Source organism: Streptococcus sp. FDAARGOS_522 (genome assembly GCF_003812445.1).
GTDB lineage: Bacteria > Bacillota > Bacilli > Lactobacillales > Streptococcaceae > Streptococcus > Streptococcus agalactiae.
In genome coordinates, this window is record NZ_CP033808.1 from 1477008 (window position 1) to 1502204 (window position 25197).

Consider the following 25197-nt stretch of genomic DNA (forward strand, 5'->3'; position numbering starts at 1 on the left):
AAATAGTTTCACAACTTTTTTGTGAACTTTTTTTCAATCTTTCGGAAATATTTCTTGAAAGCGCTTTAATTATATTTGTTTTTTCATTACTAATTTTCAGATTAAAGCCTATCGATTTCATTTTTATCACCATAAACGGAGATATCTATTATTCGTTTTCACAAAAAAAGCCGAGTACATGACTCGGACTTGTTTATTTTGCAGCTCGTTGAGCTGATTTTTGAATAGCTTTTTTGACGTTACTAACATATAAATCAGCCCCTGTAGTATCGCTATCACTATAATGCACACCATCTGTATTTCCCCAGATTTCTGGATGTTCTGTCGCAACCTTATACCAGTCAGCAACCGTTATGTAATTATATTTTTTCATTAGCGAGAGTTCATAATCACGCACTGTCGTAACTTGACTCATATTTTTAGCATTATAAGGTGTTACTATAATCAAACGGTGTCCCTTAGGCAAAGATTTAATAAATTGGCTCAAGTCTGTCTTGTAGTTATCTAATGAATTCACACCAACTGCCAAAACAACAATTTTGGACAAGGCTTTATTTTGAATACGGTTTTCAAAAATATCAAATGATTTACTAAAATTACGACTCACCGCAGCATCTAATTGTACTTCTGGTAACAATTTATTAAAAGCAGCACTTGACCTTAAGGCAACTGAATCTCCGATTACTGTCACATCACTAAGAGCACCTGCATCCCCTGCGGCTAGTGTATGTGTTCGGTTAGTATTTGTTCTAGCTTGTTGTAACGAATTCTGCAATAATTCTGTCTCAAAACTACCTATACTTGGAGCTGTCAACATTGTCACTACAGTAATAAGAGTTAGTACCCCTCCGATACTAAATAACCACTTTTTGTAAGGCAACAAGTCAAATTCATAATCAAGGAATTTAGGTTTTCTACCTAAAATAAAAGGTTCAATGATATAAAATGATAATGTTGAGAAGACTGCTGATAATACTACTGTCAAAATAACAGCTATCCAGTTTGGGGATAAACGACTAAAAATAATATAAAATGGCCAATGAAAAAGGTACATACCGTAACTGATATCAGCAAGATAAGTAATCACAAAAGGTTCTGAAATATCTGGTGTATGCTCGTGTAAAATACGTGCATTGTAAATCATTACACTAGCAAAAATGCTAGACAATACAAAACCCAAAAGATATGTTAGCCGATTATCAAAATCAAGTGCAAAAGTTAAAATCATTAGACCAGCAAAAGCACTACCCATCATGATTAAATTATGCTTCAAAGTCAGATTTTTGATATTTTTCTTGAATCGTCCGGTAATCTCTCGAATACCAGATATTGTAGCCACCATCGCTCCTAAAAAGAACGGAAATATATGTGATAATGTAGAGAAATATATCGTTGAAAAATTATCAACGAAAAAGGCTCTAACAAACATGGTAAGGAAGCTGACTCCAAAAATTCCCATGGAAATAAGGAACAAAGTCCCCCTCAATTGCTTTTGATCTTTTGATCTTTTCGATAAGAGCCATACCGTTAAGCCCCATAAAACATAAAAATGGACTTCAATAGAAAGACTCCAGGTATGCACAAATAAGTGAGGGATAAATTGACTTTCGTAGTTACCACCAGTCAAGATTTCGTAAAAGTTGCTGGTAAAACCTAAAGCAGTCATAATTTGAGAGCCAATACTTGCTCTAAAATCGCTTTTAACCAGAAATACAAAAGGTATTGTCACCAAAACCATCAATACTAATGGTGGGAAAATACGGTAAAAACGTCTACGACAAAAACTAACAAAATCAATTTTTTTCGTTTTAGAAAATTCATCAATCAATAAGGCCGTAATCAGAAAACCAGAAAATGTAAAGAAGATGTCAACGCCAACAAATCCTCCTGGAAAACTATTCTTAAAGAAATGGTAAAGTAAAACAAGTAGTAGTCCTGTTATACGTACCAAAGAAAACCATTTTATTCTCATTTTTGATAAATCCCCTGTTTAAATGTCCCCTTATAGACTTTCTTATTTTTAGCATTGAGGCGACCTTGTCCATCAGGTTGACCTTTTTTAAAGTCACCTGTATAAGACCAGCCATGAACTGAAACAAATGTTCCTTTCCCTTCAAAGACTCCATTTACAAAATCGCCCTTATAGTAATCCCCATTCTCATAGGTTAATTTACCTTTACCAGTCATATGGTGATTAACAATAGAGCCCACATATTTTATCTTGCCGCCATCATAGCTAAAGACTCCTTGACTAGAAGTCGTTAAGGTAAATACTGATAAACCAAAAACAACAATAATTATCAAAGATAATATTTCTAGATGAGTTCGTGTTATTTTAAAATTCTTCATTTCTACTTAATCTCTACTATTATTTATTAGCGTTAACCACTGTTTACAGCCATCATTGACTAGACGATAGGTTTCCTCAAAATCACCAGTATACCATGGATCAGGAACACCACCATCACAAAAAAGACTAATCTTATCATCATAGGTTCCTTGTGATAGAGCTTTTAAATCCTTGACATTTTGCTCATCCATACCGATGATATAATCAAAATATGCTAAATCGTCTTTAGAAATAGGTTGTGACCCTTTATCGTTAATGTAAGGAATTTGATAACGCTGCAAAATCGCTTGCGTTCCCCTATGTATAGGATTTCCATGCTCCCATGTTGAAGTCGCACGACTCTCAACCAAGAGGCTATCCTCCTTATCTAAATTCGCCATAACAAACTCAGCCATCGGGCTACGGCAGATATTTCCAAGACAAACAAAACAGACTTTCTTCATAGCAAACTCCTTTTGGTCTATTATAACAGAAAAAAGGTACTTATAATACGTTTAACTGCTCAAAGAATAACTACAACATATCTAATACTTAACATTGCATGAAAATTTAAAAATTAAGACTAGATACTCTAGCCTTAAAATGACTTATGTTTTATTTATCAAATCGCTGATAACCTAAATGTTCATATGCCTTATCCGTAGCTACACGACCGGTACGGGTACGCATAATAAAACCCTTTTGAATTAAATAAGGTTCGTACATGTCTTCAACAGTATCTCGTTCTTCAGCAATATTAACGGATAGAGTTCCTAAACCAACAGGACCTCCATTATACATTTCAATCATGGTTCTTAAGATTTTTTGATCGACGTAATCAAGCCCCTCGTGATCAACATCTAACATCGTTAATGCTTTATCTGTAATATTGTCATCTATCAAACCATCTCCCATGATTTGAGCATAATCTCGAACACGTTTCAATAAACGGTTAGCGATACGTGGCGTTCCACGACTGCGACGCGCTAATTCAGAAGCAGCTTCATAAGTAATTTTCATTTCAAAAATGTCTGCTGTACGCTCAATAATTTCTGTCAAATCATTTTCTTCATAATACTCCATATGCCCTGTAATACCAAAGCGAGCACGTAAGGGATTAGATAACATACCTGCACGTGTCGTTGCACCAATTAAGGTAAAGGGCGGCAAATCTAGATGAACACTTCTACTAGTTTCTCCTGCACCGATCATAATGTCAATATAGAAGTCTTCCATTGCACTATAAAGTACCTCTTCAACCGCCATCGGCATACGATGAATTTCATCAATAAAAAGAACATCACCTGGTTCTAAATCATTTAAAATGGCTACTAAATCCCCTGATTTTTCAATTGCGGGACCTGATGTTTGTTTGAGATTGACACCCAACTCATTAGCAATTACAAATGCCATGGTTGTTTTCCCTAAACCAGGAGGGCCAAATAATAACACATGATCCAATGACTCATCACGCAATTTAGCAGCTTCAATAAATATTTTTAGCTGATCTTTAACCTTATCTTGTCCAATATACTCTCTTAAATACTGCGGACGAAGTGTACGTTCTACCAATTCTTCGTCACCCATTGCATCACTATCTAAAAATCTTGTCATGATATTATTATAACATTTGTATAGGAAAAGTTAAGAACTAAGTTGGTGTATTAGTATCTCCCTTATTTAAAGGAAGAATAAACTGATCTTATAGTTAATCCAACCTCAAGAAATCACAGAACAGCTTACTTAGCCCATATTCCACCAACCCATTCCTAAAAACAAATCAAATGAACCTAAATTTGATAATAGAACAAGTAATACTATTAAAAAACATTTTTTAATCACTATAATAAACTCCTAAATAATATTTTGTACGTTTATTATAAATTTTTAGACCTCAGAGTCACAGGACATCAATGTCCTGTTATATCTTCTTGCCACTCCAATTCTAATTTTTTAATTAGATGCTTGTCATCAATCATTTTTGAAAACATAATTGATTGTTGGTAAGCATTTTCTGCAGACTTTATATCATTGTCAATTGTAATGAAGTATTTCCATTGGTACATAAAATATAAAGGCATTTTATGAAAATCATGTGTTGACACCATCGTTTGTCGGCTAACTTCTAACATTTCTGCAAGACACTCTTCACTATTTAAACAAAGTCCAACAAATACACAATTCAGGAGTACATGATTAAACCAAAACAAATCTTCTGCTGTAAGTTTGTGGTTCTGACTTATCAAAGTTTTACATATAGTTTGAAATACTTCTTTAGTAAATGCTCTATTGTTAAATTTAGATACAACTGCACAAGTTAAAAACAAATCTATGATAATCAAATCATTAAGAGTATATTTTTCTTTATATTTTACTTTATCAAAGCATTCGCATAAAACCTCCACACCAAAATTAATGTCTCCTGTTTGATAGACTTCAAATTTAGCTTGTAAACTGTCAATTGCTAAGCACTCGTCTTCTGGAAGATTATCATAGAATTCTTCGAAAATATGATCAAACTGACATTCTCTTAATTTTAATCGTTCAGCATCTGCATAAGTTGGAATTCTTAAAATCAAATACTTCAACTCTTTATACCGTTTAGGTAATTCTAAGCTCTCTCCTCCTGTTAAAATATCCAATTTTACATTCAATTGTTTAGCTATGTAGTGAGCTTTAGTCAAGTTTGGAATTGACTGTCCACTTTCAATCCTAGCTAATTGTCTTACAGATAACTCAGTTTCATCACCACAAAAATCTTCGCGAGTAATATTTCTAGTTACTCTCAAATTTCTTACTTTACTACCAAAATGTTTTAACATTTTCCTTTAAAAACTAACTCCTAAATTTTTCTTCTTATTATATATTATCATAATAAACTCATTTTAAGTATGTTTTTTAATATTAATTCCTTTTAAATCAATAAAAATTCCATTACTGGTTAAAAAAACGTTAACCAGTAATGGAATTTTCTTATTTTTCTAATCCTAGTCTTTCAAAAATATCATCAACACGTTTTGTGTAATAAATCGGATTAAATAGTTCATCAATTTCTTCCTGTGTAAGACAAGAGGTAACTTTGGTGTCTTCTTCTAAAAGTGGTTTGAAATCCACTTGATTGTCCCAGGAATAAGCTGTCTTAGGTTGAACTAAGTCATAAGCTTCTTCTCGTGTCATTCCTTTTTCAATCAATTTGAGCATAACACGTTGACTATAAATCAAACCAAAAGTTGATTCCATATTGCGCATCATATTTTCCGGGAAGACAGTCAAGTTCTTAACGATATTGCCAAAACGGTTGAGCATGTAGTCAATCAAGATCGTTGTGTCAGGTGTGATGATACGCTCAGCAGATGAGTGCGAAATATCACGCTCGTGCCAAAGTGCCACGTTCTCATAAGCCGTCACCATGTGACCACGAATCACGCGCGCTAGCCCAGTCATGTTCTCTGAACCGATTGGGTTGCGTTTGTGAGGCATAGCAGAGCTACCTTTCTGACCTTTGGCAAAGAATTCTTCAACTTCACGTTGTTCTGATTTTTGCAGACCACGAATCTCTGTCGCCATACGTTCGATAGAAGTTGCAATGCTTGCAAGCACTGCAAAATATTCTGCGTGGAGGTCACGTGGAAGAACCTGTGTTGAAATCTCTTGCGGACGGATGCCCAATTTGTCACAAACATATTGTTCCACAAATGGAGGAATGTTAGCAAAGTTACCAACGGCACCTGAAATCTTACCAGCTTCCACACCTGCGGCAGCATGTTCAAAACGCTCAATATTACGTTTCATCTCGCTGTACCAGGTCGCCAACTTAAGACCGAAAGTCGTTGGCTCAGCGTGAACACCGTGGGTACGACCCATCATGATGGTGAACTTGTGCTCCTTAGCCTTATCAGCCACAATATTTGTGAAATTCTCAAGGTCACGACGGATAATATCGTTAGCCTGCTTGTAGAGGTAACCGTAGGCAGTGTCCACCACGTCAGTCGACGTCAAACCGTAGTGCACCCACTTGCGCTCCTCACCAAGCGTCTCAGAAACCGCACGAGTGAAAGCCACCACATCGTGACGCGTGTCCTGCTCAATCTCAAGAATGCGGTCAATGTCAAAATCCGCCTTCTCACGAATCTTAGCCACATCCTCCTTAGGAATCTCACCCAACTCAGCCCATGCCTCGTCAGCCAAAATCTCGACCTCCAACCAAGCACGGTATTTATTTTCCTCTGTCCAAATTGCCGCCATCTCAGGGCGTGAATAACGTTCGATCATTTTGTTTTACTCCTTTAAAAAATTCTAATTACTACCCTTAGCTTTATCATATTCTTTTTCAAAATAATTCAAAGATTCTTCAGTTAAATAATCCGACACTTCTTTTAATATTTCTTTAGCTTTTTCAACTTCTCCTAAAGAAATTAAGATGTATATGTATTCCTCATAAAGTTTAGGTATAAATATCTTTTGATTATTATGATCAAATATTGATTCTAGTATTAATTTCAAGTTAGTGTAGTTGGGAATTTTATCCAATTCTAAGTTGATAAAATAAACATTTCCTTGAACAAATTGTATATATTTTTCATAGCCATTTTTCATATATATATCTGATAAAATCAAAAATTCTTCCTCTAACTCTAGACGCAACCTAATTACCATTTGCCTAACAAGTTCAAGTTCTCCAATATCTACATTTTCAAGATACTTAATTTCTTTTATCTCACTAAGTAATATTGATGGCTTTATATTTTCATGATCATAATAAAATAAAATACTCTTAGATATAATCAAATCACGCATTTCTTTAGATAGAGCAATAATTCTATCCATAGTAAAAAATATACTAATAAAAAGTAATGGTGTTTCTAAGATTGACAACTCATTTTTTAAATTACCAATTAAAGTGGCAATGAAAAAAATAAAATAGATAACTAACTTTTTTAATAGGAAGGGTTCTGTAACAGACTTATTTTGGTATAACCATGCTAATAAAATAGCAGAACAAGCTAATATTGTAGAAAATTTTATATTAAAATTCAACAATCTAACCATTGCAAAATCAATTACAAAAACAAAAGAAATAGTAAGTAAAAATTTAATAATCAATGATTTTTCTTTTATTTTAACCGGATTTTCTTCAAAATAATTCCAAATCACTTCTTCAAAGTAGTTTAAATTTTGAACAAAATTATAAACACGATTCTTACCTATTGAAACAAAAGCAATTAATAAAAGTATTAGTCCCACTACTATCAATATCTCTAATATAGTAACAATCGCTCCTAGTAAAATAACAACTTCATTGAAAAAACTTTCTTTTTTCAATACTTTTCTAATAACAGAAGGAATAAAAGCAATTAAAAATACTTTTACAAATAAATTTATAGCCTCTACAAAAATACTCCAAAAATCAAAACTGTATGGAAGGTTATATTGTAAATAGCTGTCCATACCCAATATGAAGGCTTCCATATAATAATAAATATTTAAGAGGTTTACTATTAATTGATTAAACATCGGTTTTAAATCATTAACTGTAACTACTCCCAAAGCAAATATTATAAAGATTAGCCAAGTAATATAAGCTATAGATAGTAAATCTTTCTCTTTATTATTTTTAGAAATCTTTGAAATTCTAGGTAAAATATCCCTGTTTATTATTCTATTCATCTGACAACACTCCCTTCAAAATCATTCTCCCCCCTTAAATTCCATAAACCTCCTTAGAAATCCATCCTTTCTTCAAACTCTTCCACCTCATCAGGTACATCGCTAAACACCGTCACGTGTCCCATTTTGCGGTTATGTTTTGCTTCTAGTTTACCATACATGTGGAGGTGGGCGCTAGGGTTTTGGGCAACATGGTCAATTGCCTGCTGGACATGTTGTCCTAGGACATTGAACATAACGGCTGGAGCATGGAGTTTGATTGGCGGAAGCGGTGCGCCCAGTACGCCCAAGATGTGGGTGTCAAACTGTGAAAAGTCGCAGGCTTCGATAGAGTAGTGCCCTGAGTTGTGGGGACGTGGGGCAATTTCATTGACGATGATGTCATCTGCGGTCGCAAACATTTCCACACAGAGGGTTCCTGATAGCTGGAGTTTCTTGGCAATCTGCACAGCCATTTCCTTAGCCTTGTCAGCTAGTTGGTCTGAGATGCGAGCTGGTACGATGGTTTTTGACAGGATATTGTTGCGGTGGATATTTTCCTGAACGGGAAAGACCGTCACATCCTGACCATTTCCAGACACGATGACTGATATTTCAAGGTCGAAGTTGACAAACTCTTCCAAGACACACTGAGCTGAGTTGGCTAATTGCTGCGCCTCTGGCAGGTCTTCTGCTGAGCGGATAACCTTTTGCCCATGACCGTCATAACCACCTGTCGCTGTCTTGAGGACATAGGTCTTGGTCAAGTCAAGCCCCTCTAGGTCAAGGCTAGATGTCACCACCTTATAGGGAGCGACAGTCACGCCAGCCTTATTTGCCAGAAAGTCTTTTTCAAAGATACGGTTTTGAGAAATGCGGAGCAGATCAGTCCCCTGCGGTAGCTGACCAGCTGACACAACGGCATCCAGACCATCGGCATCGACATTCTCAAACTCATAGGTCAAAACATCGCAACGCGCAGCTAATGTTCCCAAAGCCTCAACATCATCGTAAGGTGCCACAATCACCTCGCTAACGCGGGAGGCAGGGCAGTCGCTAGCTGGATCCAGCGTAATGACCTTGTGGCCCATGTAGATAGCCGCAATCGCCATCATCTGCCCCAGCTGACCACCACCAATAATCCCAATGGTCTTAAATGAGTTCATTGCTTGACTCCTCTGCGATTTTTCCTTGTTCCTCATGGAAATGAGCTAGCGCATCAGCCAGATTTTGATCCTCGATAGAGAGGATACGGAGGGCTGTCAGGGCAGCGTTAGTCGCTCCTGCTTCTCCGATAGCCATGGTCGCCACAGGCACACCACCAGGCATCTGCACAATAGAGTAGAGCGAATCCAAACCTGAGAGGGCACGTGATTTGACAGGCACACCGATAACAGGCAGGGTTGTTTTAGCTGCTACCATACCCGGCAAGTGGGCTGCTCCACCTGCTCCAGCGATGATAATCTTGATACCACGACCACGCGCCTCCTCAGCATGCTTGAACATGAGGTCTGGCGTACGGTGGGCAGAGACGACTTTCTTCTCGTAAGCAATGCCAAAGTTATCTAGAACTTCAGCCGTTTTTTGCATGGTTGTCCAGTCGGATTTGGAACCCATGATAATAGAAATAATTGGTTGCATAATATTAAGATACAAAGGGACGTTTCGACTTGTCGAAAATTTTCGTAGAAAAATATGCGGTAAGTCCGAAATCTTTGATTTCGAAGACGTACCCACGTCAGGGCGACTAGGTGCTTTAGCAGCAGACGCCTACGACGCAGAAATCTGACGAAGATGCTTTAGCATCTAGGAAGATTTATCTTTTTCACTAGAAAATTAGTCCCGTGTTCAGTTCCTTTCTTCTTTCTTTTTGGAGCGACCTTCGGTCGCTTTGCTGACGCTAATATTTGAATGAGTAGTCTTATTCCTTAATAGCTTTGCTTCCGATGTCGTTTCGGTAGAAGAGGCCTGTTGTGTCTTGTTGGGCGAGTTGGGTATAGATTTTGTCCTGCCCTGCTTTGACGCTGTCTTCTGTGGTGACAAGCATGTAGACACGTCCTCCGTTTGAGAGCAGTGCTTTGCTATTTTCCGCAAACTTAGCTCCCGCATAGTAGGTGATGATGTCGCCGTCGGTCTTTTCAGGCAGTGGCACACCTTTCTCGTAATCGAGCGGATAGCCTTCTGAGGCAACGACAACGCCCAGAGTCACGCCGTCCTTCTGCCAAGTGATGTAAGGCTCGATGCCCATCATGATGTCGTCGATGTTCTGAGCGAAATCGGAAGTCAGGCGAGGGAGGATAATCTGAGTTTCAGGGTCACCAAAACGTGAGTTGAACTCGATAACCTTAGGGCCATCAGCCGTCAGGATAAGCCCAGCATAGAGGACACCTAGATAAGGACGCCCTTCGGCAATCATGCCTTCAAGGACAGGCTTAACGATAGTCTCAACTGCTGTATCCACCACGCTCTGAGGCAGGTGGGGAACTGGCGCATAGGCACCCATACCACCGGTATTTAGCCCCTTGTCACCATCATAGGCACGCTTGTGATCCTGAGCTGTCGGCATGATGTAGAACTTATCGCCATTAGCGAAGGCGAAAAGGGAGAACTCTTCACCATCCAAGAATTCCTCGATAACCACGCGCGCACCCGAGTCGCCAAACTTGTTGTCCAAAAGCATCTCTTGCGCCGCCTCTACCGCCTGCTCAACGGTTTCAGCCACGACCACGCCCTTGCCTAACGCCAATCCGTCAGCCTTGACCACGATTGGTGCGCCCTGCTCTTCGATGTAGGCTTTAGCTTTTTCAAAATCTGAAAATGTGCCATAGGCTGCTGTTGGAACATTGTATTTGACCATGATTTCCTTGGCAAAGTCTTTTGACCACTCTAGCTCCGCGGCTGCCTTGGTTGGACCAAATGCTCTGAGTCCAGCACTATTAAAACCATCAACGATACCAGCTGCTAGCGCATCATCAGGACCAATAAGGGTCCAAGCAATCTCATTCTCCTTAACAAAGTCAATCAGTCTAGAATGTTCGGAAATTCCGATATTTACCAAGTCTAGACCATCCAAGGTCATACCATCATTACCAGGTGCCACAAAAACCTGATCCACATCCTTAGACGCTAACAACTTCTTAGCAATCGCATGCTCACGACCACCAGAACCAACAACAAGCAATTTCATATCAGAATAACTCCTATTAAATAATATAAAAAGAAATTTTCAATAAAAACGTATCATTTATAAAATTATAACACATTTGTTCGCTTTTATTTTTTTTATTACAGCTTTTTTGGAAAATTTATATCATAATATATACTTAACATATATTATGTTATTGATCCTTCATATTGCTATTTAAAACTTATCATTGCTGTTTCTTAGAACTTAGTTTGGTCCCTCACTAACTTTATGTTATACTGAATATATTAAGCGCTTTCTTAAAGAGGAGAGGACCGTGTATTATGACTATTTATGACCAAATTGAGTCTGCTCTTGATTTAATGACTGATTTAGAACGTGAAATTGCTTGTTATTTTATGGGGCAGCCCATTTCAAAAGACGCTCTTGCTTCTACCATTGTCACTAAGCAACTACACATTTCACAAGCAGCCTTAACGCGTTTTGCTAAAAAATGTGGGTTTAAAGGCTATCGTGAATTTGTTTTTGAATATTTAAAAAGCCATGAGACCATCAGTCAACAATTATACGGTCTTCAAAATGACAACACTAAGAAAGTATTTATGAATTATCAAGAGATGATTTCTAAATCTGCTGATATTATTGATGAAGAACAGCTTCTAGAAGTATCACATATGATTGAGCAAGCTGATCGTGTTTATTTTTATGGCAAAGGGAGCTCATCGCTAGTAGCTAAAGAATTTAAAATACGCCTTATGAGGCTGGGAGTGATTTGTGAGGCTCTGGATGATACAGATAGTTTCTCATGGACTAATAGTATTGTTAATGATAGATGCCTCGTCATTGCCTTCTCACTTTCTGGGAACACCAACTCTGTTATTGGTGCCTTAAAAATCGCAAGTTGTCACGGAGCTAAAACCGTTCTATTTACAAAACAACCTCACACAATTGACTATGCTTTTGACAAGATTATTCAGGTGGCTTCTGCTAGGCATTTAGACTACGGCAATAGAATTTCGCCTCAGATCCCAATGTTAATCATGGTAGATATTATCTATGCACAATTTTTAGATATTAATAAAATAGAAAAAGAGCGAATTTTTAGAGAAACCATTATTCAACGCTAAATGAAAATCGAGTAGAAATAATCTACTCGATTTTTTGCTTTGTAAATTGACTTCCTGTCAGTTGATCAAAAATATGGTCTTTTACTTGCACTGTCATTGGATCATGTCCATAATCTGGTAATAAAAGATGCTTTTTAGTTGATGTCAGACGATTAAAAATGGCAAATTGAGTTGATGGAGGACAAATATCATCTTTTAAGGCTGTTAGTAAAACAACGGGGCAAGAAATCCTATGTGCAAAATTTTTAACATCAATATAAGCCAAAGTTTTTAACACATTATTCTCTGTTTTATGAAAAGGATCACTATATTTAAAATAGCGGAAGAGTTCATCATAGGGCTCACTGACACCCCCTAAATCTAATACTCGTCTAAAGTCTGACAAAAATGGGTAAACAGCAACGGTCTTGACGATTTTGGGATTAAGAGCTGCAGCTATCAAAGCAAGTGCTCCACCTTGAGACCAGCCATAACTATAAAGTTGATTACTATCAACACTCTCTAATGTAGCAATGATATCAATCAATTGGAAAACATCAAGATAAATGTCTTTATAAAAAAGATGATTTGGTCCTGAGATCATTCCTCGCACAATCTGGCCCTTAACTGTAATGCCATCAAAATGCCCCTTGTCTTGAGACTGTCCAGCTTGACCTCGAACATCCATTGAAACAACGCCGTAACCTGCTGCTACATAATTAAGTTGGTCACTCCAGTCAGGACTTTGGTTTTGGTAACCATGAAAATTAAAAACTACAGGATAGGGTTTATTTGTTTTAGGGAATAAACATTTGGCATAGACAATAGAGTTATTGCTGCCTTTAAAATGAAGATCATAAGCTTGTGCAAAAGTAATATTGAAATCTTTTTTGTCTAGACGATACTCAATATTCCCTTGATATTTCATTGTTTGTTTTTTCCAGAAGTCATCAAAATCCTCGGGAATTTGGTCTTGACCTAGGTATTCTCTCATGTCATCTAGCGACATTGTTTCAATCATATACCCGTCACCCCCTGTTTTTAAAATGGTAGTAAGCTCCTAGCATACCAGCTTGGTTTTCGTGTTGTGCAAAGACTATTGCTGTTTTTTCAGCAAGACTTGTCACAAGATTTCGTTTCAAAGATTCACTAAGTTTATCTTGTAAATAATCTTTTTGAGCCATGATTCCACCACCTAAAACAACTTTTTCAGGATTTACCACATAAACCATATTAGCGATTCCTTGGCCAAGGTAGTTTATCATACGGTCTATACTTGCAATACATTTTTCATTGCCTTTTTTAGCCTCCTGAAAAATACGACGTCCATCCCATCGGCTAATTTCATCTCCATGCGCTTTGGCAACATCAGCAATCAGTGCAGTTGTAGAGGCTAAATCTTGAAAATCACCATCTGAAAGGTGCATATAGCCAACTTCACAAGCAGAATTACTAAAGCCATGAAAAACTGTTTTATCAATAATCAGACAACCACCAATACCTGTTCCAATAGTAAGACAAAGCGCTATTGAACTATCTTTGGCACTACCTGAGACAGCTTCAGCTAATCCTGCACAATTAACATCATTTTCAATTTCTGTGCGTACTTGATAAGTGTCTTCTAAAACTTTCTTAAATTGTGTCCCAGCATAGTTTGGAATTTGAGGACCAGAGTAAAATATACATCCTTCATCTGGATCTACCATGCCAGCAGATGAGATAGCAATTCCATCAATGCTCCCTTCTGCTAGATAGTTATCGATAATTTGACAAACTTTTTGTAAAATGCCTGGACCACCTTTGTAGGCTTCTGTGGCAAGCTCACTTGCCTCAACAATACAACCTAAATTATCCACAATGCCATGCTTAATCATTGTACCGCCAATATCAATTGCTACTGTTCTGGTCATAATTATCTACCTCACTTTAACAAAACTGTTTTTTAGCATGTCTAATCATTTCTGCTGCCTCTTTAATAATAGGTTTATCTTCTTCTGTTACAGATGCTAAAGGTAACCGAACGGAACCTATAGTTAGTTGCTCATTGATTTCCAATACAGCTTTGATCACAGCATACATATTACCATGACCCGAACAAAGCTTTGTGATAATATCGTTAATTGTAAATTGAAGTTCACGCGCTTTTTCTAAATCTTTATCAACAATTAACTGATTTAAAGTCAAGTATAATTCTGGCATTACGCCATAGGTACCACCAATACCTGCAGCGGCTCCCATGAGACGACCACCCAAAAATTGTTCATCTGGACCATTAAAAACAATATGATTTTCTCCTCCAATAGCCACAAAATTCTGAATGTCTTGAACTGGCATGGAAGAATTTTTAACACCAATTACTTGCGGATTTTGTAACATTTTTCGATATAAATCCGATGTCAAAGCAACCCCTGCCAATTGAGGAATATTGTAAATAATAAAATCAGTTTGTGGTGCTGCTTGACTAATAGTATTCCAATAATCTGCTATGGCATACTCTGGTAATCGAAAATAAATTGGTGGAATTGCTGCAATAGCATCAACACCTATAGCTTCAGCATGCATAGCCAACTCTACGCTATCCTTAGTATTATTACATGCCACATGCGCTATTACTGTTAGTTTACCCTTAGCAACGGACATAACATTTTCCAGTACAAGTTTACGATCTGCTACACTTTGGTAAATACATTCTCCGGATGAACCATTAACATAAAGTCCTTGAACACCTTTATCAATAAAATAATTGGTCAGGGCTTTTACTCGTTCGGGACAAATATCACCCTTATCATCATAGCAAGCATAAAATGCAGGAATAATTCCTTGATATTTTTGTAAATCTTTCATTGATAATCTCCTTGTTGTTTGCTGAAATAGGCAAATTGTTTTTGTAAAATAATAATTTTAAAGTAAGCAAAGGCGGTATAAGCAAAAATAAATATAGCTGACACTGTAAGCATAAATAAGAGACTAGACTGCACCATAATAAACCAAGTCATGATTAATAAAAACATCAATACACCAGTCCATTTCAAGTTTAAACATGCCATTATAAAGCTCTTTTTCACGGTATCTAAAAGAGACATTTCGTAGCGGGCAGCCATAGGAAATAGGTATATGCTCGTCATCACAGTCAATAACAAAAAGGCGTAACAAGTTATCTTCAAGAAAGACACAATGAAACCTATTTGATAATGAAGAATTGTTAAATCAAATATGATCACAACCAAAATACTTAGTTCAACCAAACCTAAAAGCATACCTTGGAACCACTCTTTTTTTAGGTGTTTTATATACAATATTAAAAGATTTGTCTGATCACCTTCTAATTTTTGCCACAACGTTCGATACAAACTAATTTTAGCAGCACCAATAGTTACCAATGGTAGGCAAGTTATCATAAAGAGAAGGTTTAGTAATGCCAGATCAAAAACAACATTGCAACCTTGCATAAAGGGGTTGTTAACATCAAAAATCGCTGCTATTAATTGATTTGCTTTTTTCACAATATACTCCCTGTATTTCTTACGCCATTAACACTTTCAATACCCCTTTTTTGACATAATTACCTAGACTTCCCATACCATTTGGCTGATGAGCTTCTTCTGGGAAAAAGAAGGCTATATAATTATCTCTCAAATCAAAAGAAGTCTCTTCTGAGCACTTGATAAATCCTATATCGCCTAAGTATTCCTCCACCTCTACCTTATCACCTTTTCCCAATTTGATAACTTCATGTCCTTCAATGACATAATGTATATCAAGGTATTTTTTATGGTATTCAAAAATATGATCAAATGACTCACTAAGTTGATTTGATTGGACCATGAGTATCACTTCTGGGCTAATATGATAGGTGCCTATATCTAAATTCCTTAAATCATGACTTAGTAGATAATCAATCGCTAAATCTAAATTAGGATTAATATCTTTATAATGCGTTAAATTCAATAAATGATCGTAAATCATAATAAATCCTACCTATCCTTTAACAGCTCCCATTGTAATCCCCTGAGTAAAGGATTTTTGGAAAACTAAGAATACTGTCACAATAGGAACAGCAGCTAAGGCTGCACCTGCCATAATTAAGCCATAGTTTGTTGCCATTTCAGCCTGCATAGTAGCTACCCCAAGAGAAATGGTCAGATTATTTCTAGAAGTTAGCATAACTAATTGCATAAAATAGTCATTCCAAGTATTGATAAATGTGAAAATAGCTAGGGCAGCAAATCCAGGTTTGACAATTGGAAATGCTACATTAATAAATGTTCGAATCTCTCCACAACCATCAATTTTAGCTGATTCCAGTAATTCTGTTGGAATATTTTCAGAAAACTGTTTCATCAAGAAGACCCCAAAAGGCCAACCAACAAGAGGTAAAATAACCGCCCATAAGGTATCATGTATCCCCATAAAATTGATAATTCTAACTAATGGCACTAAAACAACTTGTTTAGGTAAAGCCATAGCAGCAATAAAAAGGGAGAACAATATTTTTTGACCGTAAAATCGTTTCTTAGCTAAAACATAGCCTGCCATTGACGATGTACAGCAAACTAGGAACATTGTCATAATTGAGATAAAGACACTATTCCAAAGCCATCTCAAAGCTGGGTTTTGTACAGTTAAAGCTTTAAAATTTTCTAAGGTCGGTGCTTTGGGCCACCATTGTGGGGGGATGATAATAGTATCAGGTTGAGATTTAAAAGCTCCTGTCATAATCCAATAAAATGGAAAGATAAAAAGCACTGTCAAAAGACAAAGGATAAGAGCCGTTAAAAAGTTATAAGCACTGAATGTTTTCTTTTTCATGTTTTCCTCCTAATATTCCACATCATTTCCTAAGATCTTAAATTGAGCAAAACTTATTAAAGCAATCATTACTGCTAGGAATACTCCCATAGTATTAGCATAGCCATATTCTGATAGTTTAAAGGCTTTTTCATAAAGATAATACATCAAAGTGCTTGTTGAATAATTTGGTCCACCAGATGTTAGGAGCTGGATTAAGGCAAAACATTGAAATGAATTAATTGTTGTTATAACTGCAATATAGAGTGTAGTTGGTAAGAGACTCGGCCATTTAATTTGCCAAAAAACTTGCATTTCATTGGCTCCATCAACACGCGCAGCTTCGCAAAGAGAATTATCAATATTTCCCATCGCCGCAATATATAGAATAATAGGTTGACCAACTGAGGTCGTTAGCAAAATAATAATAATAGCAAGCAATGCCCAGTGCTTATCCCCAAGCCAGCTAATATTCTGTTCAATGACATGACCTGATTTCAAGATGTAATTTAAAATTCCGGACATAGGGTCATAAATCCATTTCCAAACAACTGTAACTGCAACACTACCAGTTACTACTGGCAAGAAGAAGACACAACGGTAGAAAGAGCGTGAAAAAACATTTTTTTCATAAGTATTGGCAGCAACAAAAAGTGAGAAGAAAACCACTACTGGCACAGAGCCAATCACAATGATTACTGTATTTATCAAGGATTTCATGAAAATAGAATCATGAAACATACGATTGTAATTAGCTAACCCAATAAAAGTGAACTGTGTCATAGAATAATTAAAAAAACTAGTGACAAAGCCCATAACCATCGGTGCAAAAACCAAAATTAAGAAAAATAAGAGAATAGGTGCTAGAAAAGCATAAGCTATCATCGTTTCCCTCATCTTTAACTTATTAGTACGCATACGGTACTCTCCTTTACATCTTAACTTGACTAAAAACTCCTCTTCTATCCCAATATGTGATTGACCATAGAAAAGGAGTCTCCTTAATTATTTAGCTGCTTTTTTAATGGTATCATTTGCTTTTTGAGTAAAGTCTTTCAAAGCATCTGCTGGTTTTTCGTCACCATTGGATACAGATTGAACCATTGGGAACCATAAGGTTCTCATTTCAGAAAATCCATCGATAGTGTTGTAATATGGTGAATAATATTGAGTCCATTTTGAAATCTTCATCATACGTTTATCACCTTTATAAAGATCTCCAAATGATGTTCTAACTGGGAAAGCACCTGTACGTATAACATCTTTTGGTCCCCATTTTTTATCGTCAGCAATAAAAGTGATAAATTTCTTAGAGGCTTTTACTTTGTTTTCATCTTTATTATTAAAGACCGCAAAACCATTAACAAGGTATTCTAAATCTGGTTTTCCATCTTCTGATGGGAATGGCACTTCAAGGTAATCCACTTTACTTGACTCTAATAATTTTGCTTGAGTTTTGGGTTGAGCTGGAGCCCATAGGATAGTGAAAGCAGTTTGTCCATTGGCAAAGTTTTGAATGTCAGCTGAGCCATCATACTGAGACCCATTCATCAAGTAGCCTTTCTTAATCCATTCAACTATTTTTTTCATTGATTTTACAGAATTTTTAGTGTCAGTGGTATATTTTGTTACTTCTTTATCTGTTATTGGAGCACTATAAAGATTAGCAAAAAATGCACGTGGTCCTTGATCTCCTCCTTGCCCGTTTGCAAAGAATGAACCTGGTGTATAGCCTTTATTTTTTAGTGCTTTTAGTACTTTTTCAAAATCACTAGTAGTCCAACCTTCTTTTACGAGTTTCAAAACTCCTGCATCTTTAAGCATTTTTTTATTGAACGCCATATAAAATGGGGCAGAACTTATTGGATACATGTAGGCTTTATCGCCAGACTTAGAAGCTTGAATGATATTCTTATTATTGACATCCTTAATAAATTGGTCTGTAAATAAATCATTCAAATCTGCTAATTTACCATTTTTACCATATTGAATAATTCGTCCTGGTGCATCAAAAAGCACATCAGGTGCTGTCCCTGCTTCAATCGCTGTAGTGATTTTTTCAGGTCCAGATGTGAAATCAATTGTCTCTAGTTTTACTTTTATATTAGGATTTTTCTTTTCAAAAGCCTTGATGACTTTTTTCTCATAAGTACCTACTCCATCCTTAGCCTTTTCTTGAGTAAAGGTTGGAAAAGCCCACCACGTAATTTCGACTTTATCCTTCTCGGCAGCCATAACAGATTGACTACTGTCTACACAAGCAAACATTGATAATGCTGCAGCTCCGAGGCAAAAACCAATCACACTTTTTTTGATACTCATAACTATTCCCCTTTTTTATTTTGATTTTGATTTTTGAGTAACACTTTTAACTAAGTCCTGAGATGAAACGCTCCGCTATTTCTTTTGGTCTAGTGATAGCACCACCAACTACAATTCCTGCAACACCTATATGATTAATTTCATTAGCCTGCTTAGGAGTATGAATTTTACCTTCCGCAATCACATCTATACCGGCTTGACAGAGCTTATTAAGGAGTTCTATATCCGGTCCTTCTTCTTGGCGGCTGTAATCTGTGTATCCAGATAGAGTTGTACCCACAAAATCAACTCCTGCTTCAAAAGCATTTTTGCCTTCTTCAAAAGTACTTATATCAGCCATTAACAACTGTTCAGGATATTTCCTTTTTATCTTTTGAATAAACTCAACTACACTCAAACCATCATGACGCTCTCTAAGTGTACAATCTAAGGCTATTACTGCAATATCTAAACTAGCTAATTGATCCACCTCTGTCATCGTAGCAGTGATAAATGGTTCTTGTGGAGGATATTCACGTTTAATAATGCCGATGATAGGTAAATTAGTAACCTCTTGAATTTCCTTAATGTCGCGGACACTATTGGCTCTTATACCAACCGCTCCTGCTTCTTGAGCTGCCAAAGCTAAAAGAGGCATAACACCTCCACTTTCAGTATAAAGAGGCTCCCCGGGCAAAGCTTGACATGACACAATAATGCCATTTTTTATTTGCTTTTTAAAAGCTTCTTTACTTAGATGTGGCATATTCTCACTTCCTTATCTTTTTTAATTTTAGATATCTACAAACCTTATTATATCTATTTTTAAAGCGTTTTCAATAATCTTTACGGACTTAGATTTTAGTTTTAACGTTTTGATTTAGTCACGGTTAACGTGAAAGTAGTTTCAGACTTATAGCTTAATCTCCTCAATTTAATAAAAATTATATAAGAACCTTGAAAGTCTATTCAAGGCATATAAAAAAGAAGCCAAATAGCTTCCTTTTTTATATTATTTGTTAAATGATACGTGAACGTGGTCATAGTGGTTGGCAGTAACGCCACCACGATCTGGCATTGCATTCCAAGTATTAGCAGGTCCATAAATACTGTTTGTATTTGAGTAAAACTTTTGTTGCCAGATAACATATGAAATGTTATTTGCTGCCATATTTTGTGTAGAGTACTGTGCAACTTTATTACCAAGTGCTTGATTAGTACCTACAATAAAGTCAACTGCTAAACCTTTACCATGATCACCTGGATCTCCCGCACGGTATGTACTGAATTCATTAACTCCATAAGTTGACGCTACTTTTTCTTTATAAGCTGCAACATGAGGTTGGAGCCCTGCATTTTCAGGATGTGCAGCTACTGCATTTGTTGTTGAAGCTGGTTGTGCTACCGGTGTTGCTGTTGGAGCTTTTTGTGCTACCGGAACGCTCTTAACTTCAGTCGCTTGTAACTTACTGTCTGTAGCTGGTGAAGTCGTAGTCACAGGAACTGCTGGAGCTGATACATGCTCTGGTGATGCACCAGTTTCTACTTTAGGAGTGACTACTTTAACACTTGCCACTCTAGGGGCTGCTACAGTTCTTACCGGTGCTACTTTAGCTACTGGAGCTGGTGTTTCAGCGGCAACAGAAGCTGGTGATACTGTTGTTGACTGACTGACTGACGTCTGAGTTGGTTTAACTTCCTCTTTAGCTGCTGGAACTTCTGAAGTAATCGACTTCACAGGAGCTGGTGATACCTGTTCATTAGCTGCTGCTTGACTAACAGCTTGCTCTTGTGCTAATACTTCTTTTGATTTCAAAGCTGGCGCAGAAGAATATGTCTTCATTGGCGAAACAATCGTTGTTGCTGCTTCTGGTGTCATACCTTCCGAAATTGTATTGAGAGAAACTTTTTGGTCTGCAACAGAAACTTGATTGGTTTTCAAATCCACAGTAGCTGTTGTTTGACCAGCAGCATTTGTTGCTGGTGTTTCTATTTTCATTGAAGTGGCAGTATGACTCTTCTGATCGTAAGTTACTGTCAGTGTTGTCTCAGGATAAATAAGATTGATATCTGCAATGTTATTTATTTTTGCTAAGACATTCATATCAATTGACATTGCTTCTGAAATAACGCTTAGTGTATCACCATATTTCACAGTATATGATGATTTATTGTCTTGCTTTACCAAATCAGCCTTTACCTCTGAAACAGTACGTGCTGTCCACGTCGTATCTGTTTCTTGTGCTTGAACACTTGCGACTGATAATAGCGAAGCTGCCATTGTCGATGTCAATAGTACCTTTTTATTCATTTTCATTGCTTCAATTCCTATTTCCTTTTTATTAGTCCGAGACTATAATATCACACTTTACTGGACTATAAAATTATTTTCAGACGGTTTAAAGAAATTGTACTTAGTTAGTAACACAACTGTCATTTAAAACAATGAATCAATACCTCAAACTATTTGTAAAGCAGTTCTTGACTGTTGTCAACGCGAAGCCAAACTGAACTACCATTAGCAAAGCGTGTCTTAGCCCAAGTTAAACCAGCTGTTCCTTGGATGGGTTTTTCTACAGTCTTAAGAGTTTTAGGATTAAAGATAAAGTAACCACCTTTTTGAAGAACCTGGTCAGCTGTCAAATTACCATTAGCATCAACCTCATCAATTTCTGATGCTGGTATACCATTATCGTTCCAATCAAACCCAGTCGGCGTTAGGGTGTTATTTTTGACTAACCAAACACCATTAACCTTTTGTAATTCATCTACTCGATACACTTTTAATTTACTAGATTGATTCTGTACAGGAGCTGATTGTAATGGCTTAATGCTTGGAGCTGATGCTTGCGTTTTTCCACTAAAGGTCGCAACATTAGCAATTAGTGACGTTGGATTGATACGTCCATGGAAACCATTTTGAAAATTAGGGTTAGCTGGTAAAAATTCAAAATGAAGGTGAGGTCCCGTCGCCATACCAGTTGCTCCTACGTAACCGATGATATCTCCTTGTTTGACTTTTTCCCCAGTCCTAGCCACCACACGTGACATATGAGCGTAACCACTATGCATTCCATCCGCATGTTGAATCATGACACAATTTCCTGCTAAGTCTGTCATCCAAGAAAAGTTGGCTCCAGCTCCTGCAAATTTCACAGTACCATCTGCCACTGCCCTAATAATCGTTCCAGTCGGAACAGCATAATCCACCCCACAATGTCCAGGATAACCATTGAAACCTGTTGTAATTCTACCATTATCAATTGGACGGACATAAGTATCCGCTAAAACTCGGGAACCCGCAGATAAAACCATACCACCTAAAACAACTAAGGAACTTGCCTTAACTAACCATTTATTCAAGAAAAACCTCCAAATAGAATTAGTATAATGAAGTGCTCAAACACTTGCAATTAACTTATTCGAAAATTTAAATCAAAATATCAAAAAAAGTACTCACCTTGATGAGTACTTAGGAGGTTTAATAAAAAGAAAAGTTTTTAGGATATACGTAGTATACCTGAGTTAACTTAAGAAAACCTAAACTACTATTTTTTAATGTCTAAAATGTCTCACGCCTGTGAAGATCATGGTCAAGCCATGTTTGTTTGCGGCGTCAATAGATTCTTGGTCACGAACTGAACCACCTGGTTGGATGATTGCTTTGATCCCTGCGGCAGCGATTTCTTCAATGTTGTCCGCAAATGGGAAGAAGGCATCTGATGCTAGAACGGCACCGTCAAGGTGGTCCTTAGCCTGCTCGATAGCAATCTTGACTGAGCCGACACGGTTGGTTTGACCTGCACCGAGTCCAAGCGTCATGTGATCGTTAGTAATAATAATCCCGTTAGACTTAACATACTTGATAGCCTTCCAGGCAAACTCAAGGGCAGTCGCCTCTTGTTCTGTTGGCTGGCGGTCTGTCACCACTTGCCAGTCAGATGGATTTTCAGCCACAACGTCTTGGTTTTGCACCAAAAGTCCACCAACTACGCCAGTGTACTCAGCTTCCACTTCGCTGGCAGCTTGGGCATCAAACGGCAACTCAAGGATACGCAAGTTTTTCTTTTTATTTGTGAGAATAGCTAGCGCTTCTTCTGAGTATGATGGTGCGATGATGATTTCCAAGAAGATAGGGTGCATCTTCTCAGCTGTCGCTGCGTCAACTTCACGGTTAAGGACAACAATTCCACCAAAGATTGAAACTGGATCAGCTTCATAAGCGTAATCCCAAGCTGTCTCAATATCATCAGCCTGTCCGATACCACATGGGTTCATGTGTTTGAGGGCAACAACCGTTGGACTGTCTTTGAAATCGCGGATAATACGGATTGCTGCATCAGCATCACGGATATTATTGAAGGACAATTCTTTTCCATTGAGCTGTTTAGCTGAAGCGATTGAGTAGTCTGTTGGTAAGGCTTTTTGGTAGAAATCAGCGTCTTGCTGTGGATTTTCTCCGTAACGCATAGCCTGTTTAAGGTCATAAGTGATGGTCAATTTTTCAGGCTTAGCCTCTCCCACTTGAGCTGTGAAGTACTCAGCAATCAAAGCGTCGTAGGCTGCCGTATGACGGAAGGCCTTAGCTGCCAAGCGTTGACGAGTTTTAAATGTCGTCTGACTAGCGTCAGCCAATTCTCCCAAAACAGTGGCATAGTCAGCTGAATCAACCACAACGGTTACGCTAGCGTGGTTTTTAGCAGCTGAGCGAAGCATTGATGGACCGCCGATGTCGATATTTTCCACCGCCAAATCGTAGGTCACGTCTGGGCGAAGGATGGTCTCCTTGAAGGGATAGAGGTTGACAACCACGAGGTCAATCAACTCAATATTGTTGTCCTTAGCAGCCTGAAGGTGGCTGTCAGCGTCGCGACGAGCCAGAAGCCCACCGTGAATGTTTGGGTGGAGGGTCTTAACACGACCGTCCATCATTTCTGGGAATCCAGTCACATCGTCGATGGCAATGGTCTCAACACCAGCATCATCAAGGGCAACCTTAGTCCCACCAGTTGAGATAATATCCCAACCCAAGTTTTTCAATTCTTTTGCAAAGTCAATAATTCCTGATTTGTCAGAAACTGAGATTAAAGCACGTTTAGTCATGAGTTCTCCTTTTCTTACTTCAATCTATTTCATAGGCTATGTATTCATGAGAAAATTCATAACCGAGTTTTTCAGATAAATTCAATGAAGTCCTTGTATGAGCATCCCAGCTAGGATAAATTCCCTTATCTAAACAAGTTAGTATTAACTGAGCTGCAACTATTGTTGCTAAACCACGCCGACGAAAATCTGGATGCGTATCTACTTCTATCTCAATCCCATTTTTATAGGTTGAATAAGATGAAGCTCCTGCAATGATATTCCCCTGATAATATACAACATAACCTATACCTTGTTTTTTATAGTACTGATAAGTAGCGTAATTTGCTACTAAATCCTGTGACCATTCCTTTTCTAAGCAAGAGTTGTAAACTTTCTCATCAATAGCACGTAATTCAAAACCATTTGGCAACTGAGTAACAAACTTCTCTAACCTACTTCGCTCAAACAAAGTATCTTTTTTCGTCGCATAACGCTTAAAAGAATGAGCATTCTGACCATAAGTTGATTCAATCAAATCTGACCATCCTTTATGCTGAGGAACAAGGATAATATCCTCCCCAGAGCAAACTTCTAGTAGAAATAAAGTAGGCTGACCTGCTAGAAAACCAAAAGATGATTTCCTTCCCAATTTTGCCAAAGAAGATTTTGGTTGGTCTAAACTATCTACAAAAACTTCTCCCATAATACCTTGGACACACGACCAGATTATGGTCTCGTCCCAATCACCAAAAATAGACTCTACTATCTCTAAATTTTTCACTAGTTTCATTAGCTTA

Annotated in this window: 24 protein-coding genes; 1 reads left to right on the forward strand and 23 read right to left on the reverse strand. The window is 37.4% G+C overall.

Translation table 11 applies throughout. The features are described 5' to 3' along the window. Nucleotides 1-193: 193 nt before the first annotated feature. The 10 genes from EGX70_RS07655 to purD all read right to left on the reverse strand — a co-directional run bounded on the left by EGX70_RS07655 (nt 194) and on the right by purD (nt 11162). Nucleotides 194-1972, reverse strand: coding sequence for an acyltransferase family protein (locus EGX70_RS07655; protein WP_123948055.1), 1779 nt, complete (start codon nt 1970-1972; stop codon nt 194-196). Continuing rightward, nucleotides 1969-2349 carry a membrane protein gene (locus tag EGX70_RS07660; protein ID WP_000787700.1) on the reverse strand — a complete coding sequence of 127 codons (381 nt, stop codon included), beginning with the start codon at nt 2347-2349 and terminating at the stop codon, nt 1969-1971. The genes EGX70_RS07655 and EGX70_RS07660 overlap by 4 nt, the downstream gene beginning before the upstream one ends. A gap of 6 nt (nt 2350-2355) precedes the next feature. Beyond that, nucleotides 2356-2793 carry a low molecular weight protein-tyrosine-phosphatase gene (locus tag EGX70_RS07665; protein WP_000754813.1) on the reverse strand — a complete coding sequence of 146 codons (438 nt, stop codon included), beginning with the start codon at nt 2791-2793 and terminating at the stop codon, nt 2356-2358. A gap of 151 nt (nt 2794-2944) precedes the next feature. Continuing rightward, the gene (gene ruvB / locus EGX70_RS07670; protein ID WP_000196633.1) at nt 2945-3943 is read right to left on the reverse strand and encodes a Holliday junction branch migration DNA helicase RuvB; all 999 of its coding nucleotides are present in this window, start codon (nt 3941-3943) and stop codon (nt 2945-2947) included. A 296-nt stretch (nt 3944-4239) separates the two neighbouring features. Beyond that, entirely contained in the window at nt 4240-5151 is a 912-nt protein-coding gene (locus tag EGX70_RS07675; RefSeq protein WP_000912100.1) for a helix-turn-helix domain-containing protein, read from the reverse strand. A 151-nt stretch (nt 5152-5302) separates the two neighbouring features. Further along, entirely contained in the window at nt 5303-6601 is a 1299-nt protein-coding gene (gene purB, locus EGX70_RS07680; protein WP_000572887.1) for an adenylosuccinate lyase, read from the reverse strand. A 24-nt stretch (nt 6602-6625) separates the two neighbouring features. Further along, nucleotides 6626-7996 carry a hypothetical protein gene (locus EGX70_RS07685; protein WP_001079804.1) on the reverse strand — a complete coding sequence of 457 codons (1371 nt, stop codon included), beginning with the start codon at nt 7994-7996 and terminating at the stop codon, nt 6626-6628. Between the two features lie 53 nt (nt 7997-8049). Continuing rightward, nucleotides 8050-9141: a 5-(carboxyamino)imidazole ribonucleotide synthase gene (purK, locus tag EGX70_RS07690; protein ID WP_001084004.1), complete on the reverse strand. Its 1092-nt coding sequence runs from the start codon at nt 9139-9141 to the stop codon at nt 8050-8052. Then, complete coding sequence (purE, locus tag EGX70_RS07695) at nt 9128-9616, reverse strand: 5-(carboxyamino)imidazole ribonucleotide mutase (RefSeq protein WP_001182532.1); 489 nt, start codon at nt 9614-9616, stop codon at nt 9128-9130. Before purE ends, purK begins: the two co-directional genes overlap by 14 nt. A gap of 280 nt (nt 9617-9896) precedes the next feature. Then, nucleotides 9897-11162: a phosphoribosylamine--glycine ligase gene (purD, locus tag EGX70_RS07700; RefSeq protein ID WP_000772169.1), complete on the reverse strand. Its 1266-nt coding sequence runs from the start codon at nt 11160-11162 to the stop codon at nt 9897-9899. Nucleotides 11163-11443: 281 nt separating this feature from the next. On the opposite strand from purD, the gene EGX70_RS07705 reads away from it, so the two are divergent. Next, nucleotides 11444-12247 carry a MurR/RpiR family transcriptional regulator gene (locus EGX70_RS07705; protein WP_000158187.1) on the forward strand — a complete coding sequence of 268 codons (804 nt, stop codon included), beginning with the start codon at nt 11444-11446 and terminating at the stop codon, nt 12245-12247. A gap of 22 nt (nt 12248-12269) precedes the next feature. Here EGX70_RS07705 and EGX70_RS07710 read toward each other — a convergent pair whose 3' ends face one another. The 13 genes from EGX70_RS07710 to EGX70_RS07770 form a co-directional block, all read right to left on the reverse strand. Then, complete coding sequence (locus tag EGX70_RS07710; RefSeq protein WP_123948057.1) at nt 12270-13247, reverse strand: alpha/beta fold hydrolase; 978 nt, start codon at nt 13245-13247, stop codon at nt 12270-12272. Between the two features lie 7 nt (nt 13248-13254). Beyond that, nucleotides 13255-14136 (reverse strand): ROK family protein, encoded by an 882-nt coding sequence (locus EGX70_RS07715; protein ID WP_000198864.1) that lies wholly within the window; start codon nt 14134-14136, stop codon nt 13255-13257. A gap of 16 nt (nt 14137-14152) precedes the next feature. Further along, on the reverse strand, nt 14153-15070 hold the full coding sequence (locus EGX70_RS07720) for a dihydrodipicolinate synthase family protein (protein ID WP_000654092.1): 918 nt from the start codon (nt 15068-15070) through the stop codon (nt 14153-14155). After that, nucleotides 15067-15729 (reverse strand): YesL family protein, encoded by a 663-nt coding sequence (locus EGX70_RS07725; RefSeq protein WP_000710135.1) that lies wholly within the window; start codon nt 15727-15729, stop codon nt 15067-15069. The genes EGX70_RS07720 and EGX70_RS07725 overlap by 4 nt, the downstream gene beginning before the upstream one ends. A gap of 19 nt (nt 15730-15748) precedes the next feature. Continuing rightward, entirely contained in the window at nt 15749-16192 is a 444-nt protein-coding gene (locus EGX70_RS07730) for a YhcH/YjgK/YiaL family protein (protein ID WP_000638661.1), read from the reverse strand. 12 nt (nt 16193-16204) lie between these two features. Continuing rightward, the gene (locus EGX70_RS07735; protein ID WP_000730582.1) at nt 16205-17035 is read right to left on the reverse strand and encodes a carbohydrate ABC transporter permease; all 831 of its coding nucleotides are present in this window, start codon (nt 17033-17035) and stop codon (nt 16205-16207) included. 9 nt (nt 17036-17044) lie between these two features. Next, complete coding sequence (locus EGX70_RS07740; RefSeq protein WP_123948059.1) at nt 17045-17932, reverse strand: carbohydrate ABC transporter permease; 888 nt, start codon at nt 17930-17932, stop codon at nt 17045-17047. 87 nt (nt 17933-18019) lie between these two features. Beyond that, nucleotides 18020-19336: an ABC transporter substrate-binding protein gene (locus tag EGX70_RS07745; RefSeq protein ID WP_000023462.1), complete on the reverse strand. Its 1317-nt coding sequence runs from the start codon at nt 19334-19336 to the stop codon at nt 18020-18022. Between the two features lie 46 nt (nt 19337-19382). Further along, a complete protein-coding gene (locus EGX70_RS07750; protein ID WP_001120330.1) occupies nt 19383-20081 on the reverse strand; it encodes an N-acetylmannosamine-6-phosphate 2-epimerase in 699 nt (232 codons plus the stop codon). A 246-nt stretch (nt 20082-20327) separates the two neighbouring features. Then, nucleotides 20328-21632: a LysM domain-containing protein gene (locus tag EGX70_RS07755; RefSeq protein ID WP_000783419.1), complete on the reverse strand. Its 1305-nt coding sequence runs from the start codon at nt 21630-21632 to the stop codon at nt 20328-20330. 146 nt (nt 21633-21778) lie between these two features. After that, nucleotides 21779-22678, reverse strand: a complete 900-nt coding sequence (locus tag EGX70_RS07760) for a lytic exoenzyme target recognition domain-containing protein (protein WP_001045908.1) — start codon at nt 22676-22678, stop codon at nt 21779-21781. Nucleotides 22679-22870: 192 nt separating this feature from the next. Further along, nucleotides 22871-24418, reverse strand: a complete 1548-nt coding sequence (purH, locus tag EGX70_RS07765) for a bifunctional phosphoribosylaminoimidazolecarboxamide formyltransferase/IMP cyclohydrolase (RefSeq protein WP_000166549.1) — start codon at nt 24416-24418, stop codon at nt 22871-22873. Nucleotides 24419-24437: 19 nt separating this feature from the next. After that, on the reverse strand, nt 24438-25190 hold the full coding sequence (locus tag EGX70_RS07770) for a GNAT family N-acetyltransferase (RefSeq protein WP_000780022.1): 753 nt from the start codon (nt 25188-25190) through the stop codon (nt 24438-24440). Nucleotides 25191-25197: the final 7 nt, after the last annotated feature.